Source organism: Bradyrhizobium sp. PRIMUS42, from assembly GCF_023006515.1.
GTDB lineage: Bacteria > Pseudomonadota > Alphaproteobacteria > Rhizobiales > Xanthobacteraceae > Bradyrhizobium.
The window spans coordinates 1-4,237 of the sequence record NZ_JALBGZ010000554.1 but is presented as its reverse complement, the minus strand read 5'-3'; the positions used below and the strand labels follow the sequence as shown (position 1 = coordinate 4,237).

Sequence of the window (4,237 nt, the reverse complement as noted above, 5' to 3'; positions counted from 1 at the left end):
GCCGCCACCAAAGCGGCGGCGTGAGGCGATGCGGCGCACGCTGATCAGATCGGCCACCGTCATCAGCATGGATGACGCGATTGGCGATCTCGCGACCTGCGACGTGCTGGTCGAGGGCAATTGTATCGCCGAGGTGCGGCCGTCGATCGACCTCGGCAGCGGCGCGGGCGATACCGAGATCGTCGACGGCAAGGGCCGCATCGTCATCCCGGGCCTCATCAACGCGCACATGCACACCTGGCAGACGGGCTTGCGCGGCTATGCTGCCAACTGGACGCTGCTGGAATATTTCCGCCGCATGCATGCCGGCCTTGCCACCGTATTTCGCCCCGAGGACATCCATATCGCCACCCTCGTCGGCGCGCTGAACCAGATCAATTGCGGCACGACCACGCTGGTCGACTGGTGCCACAACAATCCGACGCCGGATCACACCGACGCCGCCGTGCGCGGCCTGATCGAGAGCGGCATCCGGGCCGCCTTCTTCCACGGCTCACCCAAGCCGGAGCCGAAGCCGGGCGAGCCGCATTTCTCGGAGGTGCCGCATCCGCGCCGCGAGGTCGAACGGCTGCTTGCCGGCCCCCTCGCCGATCGCAACGGCCTCGTCACAATGGGGCTCGCCATTCTCGGCCCGCATTACTCGACCCTCGACGTCGCCATGCATGACTTCCGCATGGCGCACGAACTCAACCTGATCGCCTCGATGCATCAGGGCGGCGGACCGGCCAAGACATCAGGCGGCTGGGAGAAGTTGATCGCGGCCGGCCTCGTCGGCGCCGGGATCAACATCGTCCATGGCAACGATCTGCCTGACGATCTCCTGGATCGAATGATCGATCTCGGTGTGTCCTTCTCGGTGACGCCCGAGAACGAGATGATCCAGGGCCACGGCTTCCCGATTACCGGACGCCTGTTGAAGCGTGGCGTCCGCCCGACGATAGGCATCGACCTCGAATCCATACTGGCCGGCGATCTCTTCTCCGCCGCCCGCATTGCGCTGTCGATGCAGCGGTCGCTCGACAATGCGGAAACGCGCAAAGTGAGTGGCGCCATTCCGGCGACGACCACGATCCCCGTCCGCGAGGCCCTGCGCTGGATCACGACGGAAGGCGCCCGCATGCTCGGTCGCGAGCATCAGATCGGATCGCTGACGCCGGGCAAGCTCGCCGACCTCGTCATCATCAACGCCTCGGATCTCAACCTTGTCCCGGTCCACGATCCCGTCGCAACCGTCGTGATGCAGACGAGCCTCGCGAATATCGAGGCCGTGATGATCGGTGGCGCCTGGAAGAAACGGAATGGCCAATTGCTGGTTGACGGGCTGGAAACGAAGAAACAGCTGCTGGCGCAATCCGGCCGGCGGCTGGTGCAGGACATCGAACGACAGGGACGCGCCGCCTGAAGGCGCCAACGGACAACAACAATGACAGATGCTTCGAAAAACATCGCTTTCATCGGGATCGGCAAGATGGGTCTGCCGATGTCGGTGCTCGTCGCCAAGGCCGGTTACACTGTCACCGCATTCGATCAGAGCGCGGCGCGGCTCGATGAGGCACGCGCGCAGGGCATTTCGATTGCGGCTTCGCCCGCCGAGGCCGTGAACGGCAAGTCCGCCGTCATCACGTCCCTGCCCGATGACACGGCCTTGCGCGGCGCCTTGCTCGGCCCGACCGGCCTCGTCGCCGCGATGGCGCCCGGAGCCATCTTGGTCGAGACCAGCACCGTGAGCGTTGACGCTTCCAACGAAGTTGCAGCCGCCGCGCAGGCACGCGGCATCGCTTATCTTCGTGCGCCGGTCTCCGGCAATGCCAGCATCGTTCATACGGGCGCGCTGACCTGCTTCGTCTCGGGGCCGAAGGACGCCTTCGAGAACGCAAGGCCGTTGTTCGCGGCCTTCACCCGTGCGCAGACCTATCTCGGGCCGGCCGAGGAAGCGCGCTACGCCAAACTCTCGGTCAATCTGATGATCGCCGTGTCGGCGGCGATGATGGCCGAGAGCCTGGCACTGGCGCGCAAGGGCGGCATCGCCTGGCAGGACATTTTGAAGGTGCTAGACGACAGCGCCGTGGCTTCGCCGATGGTGAAGTACAAGACCGCACCGCTGCGCAGCCGCGATTTCGAGTCCACCTTCTCCTGCAAGCAGATGGCCAAGGATCTCGACCTCATCCTCGGCGCCGGCCACGCCGTCGGCGTGCCGCTTCAGCTCGCAGCGCAAGTGCGCGAGACCTATGGCGCCCTGGTCGCACAAGGCGACGGCGAGGCCGACTTCATCGCGACCGTCAAGCACCTCGAGCGACTGTCCGGCCTCGGCGAGCCAAAACTCTGATCGACGGAGATACGCATGCGCAATTTCAACGAGAACACGATCACCGATGCGGTGCTGGAGCGGATCTCGGGCGCGACCGACCCACGGATCAAGCAGGTGAGCGAAGCGCTGGTGCGCCACCTGCACGCCTTCGTCCGCGAAGTGCGGCCGACCCAGAAGGAATGGGAATACGGCATCGACTTCCTGACCCGGACCGGACACATGTGCGACGACAAGCGCCAGGAATTCATCCTGCTGTCGGATACGCTCGGCGTCTCCATGCTGGTCGATGCGATCAACCACCCGGTGCCGGAGGGCGCAACCGAGACCACGGTGCTCGGGCCCTTTTTCGTTCAGGCCGCGCCTGAGAGGGATAGCGGCGCGGATATCTCCGGCCCGATGGAGGGCGATCCGATGCTGGTCACCGGCTCGGTCTCGACCGTCGACGGCCGCCCGCTCGCAGGCGCCGTCGTGGACGTCTGGCATTCCGACGATGACGGCTATTACGACGTGCAGCAGCTCGACGCCATCGGCGATCTCGCGATGCGCGCGCGCTTCCACACTGATGCGAGCGGCAGATTCCATTTCTGGTCGATCAAGCCGGCTGCCTACCCCGTCCCGCATGACGGCCCGGTCGGCCAGATGCTGGAGGCGCAGGGCCGCCATCCCTGGCGCCCGGCGCATGTGCATTTCATGATCTCGGCGCCCGGCTTCGAGCAGCTCGTGACCCATGTGTTCGTCGCCGGCGACCAGTATCTCGACAGCGACGTGGTGTTCGGCGTCAAGGACAGCCTGATCCGGGAGTTCGTCCGTCAGCCCGCCGGCCGTGCGCCGGATGGTCGCATGGTGGAGCACGAGTATTTTCATCTCAATTACGATTTCGGCCTGAAGCAGGTCGCGAGCAACGCAAGAGCCGCTTAGACTTACGCGGCGACGGACCAACAAGAGTCCGGCAACAGGGAGCAGACGGGAGCTGAGGATGGGACCGCGGGTCAGCACGGCAGCATTGGCCGATCGCCTCACAGGCCTGATCGGTCCGCGCGCGAGCGTCGCGCGCGGCGTGCTCGATCAGCACGGGCAGAGCGAGTCGCATTATCGCAATTTGCCGCCCGACATCGTCGTCTTCCCTGAAACGACGCACGAGGTCGCCGAGATCGTCAAGCTCTGCGCTGGCGCGGGCATGCCGATCGTCCCGTTCGGTGCCGGCACCTCGCTTGAGGGCAATGCGGCCTCCGTCGCCGGCGGCGTCTGCTTCGATTTCGCGCGCATGAACAAGGTGCTGGCGGTGCACGACAGCGACATGGATGTCGTGGTGCAGCCCGGCATCACGCGCAAGCAGCTCAATGCGGAGCTGCGCAACACAGGCCTGTTCTTCCCGATCGACCCCGGCGCCGACGCCTCGATTGGCGGCATGACCTCCACCCGCGCCTCCGGCACCATGGCCGTGCGCTACGGCACCATGAAGGACAACGTCATGGCTCTGGAGGTGGTGCTGGCCGACGGACGCGTGATCCGCACCGCCAGGCGCGCGCGCAAGTCGGCGGCCGGCTACGATTTGACACGCATGTTCGTGGGCGCGGAAGGCACGCTGGGTGTTATCACCGAGATCACGCTGAAGGTACACCCGGTGCCGCAGGCGATCTCGGCCGCCGTCTGCAGCTTCGACACGCTGCACGACGCCGTCGATACCGCGATCTCCGTGATCCAGTCCGCCATTCCCGTGGCCCGGATCGAGCTGCTCGACGAGGTCATGATGCGCGGCATCAATGCCTACGCGAAGCTCGGCTATCGCGAGGCGCCCACCCTGTTCTTCGAATTCCACGGCTCGGAGTCCTCCGTCGCCGAGCAGGCCGAGGCCGCGCAGGCGATTGCCGCCGACCACGGCGGCCACGGCTTTGCCTGGGCCAAGGCAGCGGAAGATCGCAGCCGGCT

General features: G+C 65.7%; 4 protein-coding genes. All 4 read left to right on the top strand.

Translation table 11 applies throughout. The features are described from left to right. Positions 1-28 precede the first annotated feature (28 nt). Entirely contained in the window at positions 29-1,402 is a 1,374-nt protein-coding gene (locus tag MOV75_RS29090) for an amidohydrolase family protein (protein WP_247007053.1), read from the top strand. Between the two features lie 21 nt (positions 1,403-1,423). Beyond that, positions 1,424-2,326, top strand: a complete 903-nt coding sequence (locus tag MOV75_RS29085) for an NAD(P)-dependent oxidoreductase (RefSeq protein WP_247007052.1) — start codon at positions 1,424-1,426, stop codon at positions 2,324-2,326. A gap of 15 nt (positions 2,327-2,341) precedes the next feature. After that, a complete protein-coding gene (locus MOV75_RS29080) occupies positions 2,342-3,226 on the top strand; it encodes an intradiol ring-cleavage dioxygenase (RefSeq protein ID WP_247007051.1) in 885 nt (294 codons plus the stop codon). A gap of 58 nt (positions 3,227-3,284) precedes the next feature. Next, on the top strand, positions 3,285-4,237 hold a 953-nt coding region (locus MOV75_RS29075; protein ID WP_247007050.1), incomplete at its 3' end, for an FAD-binding protein.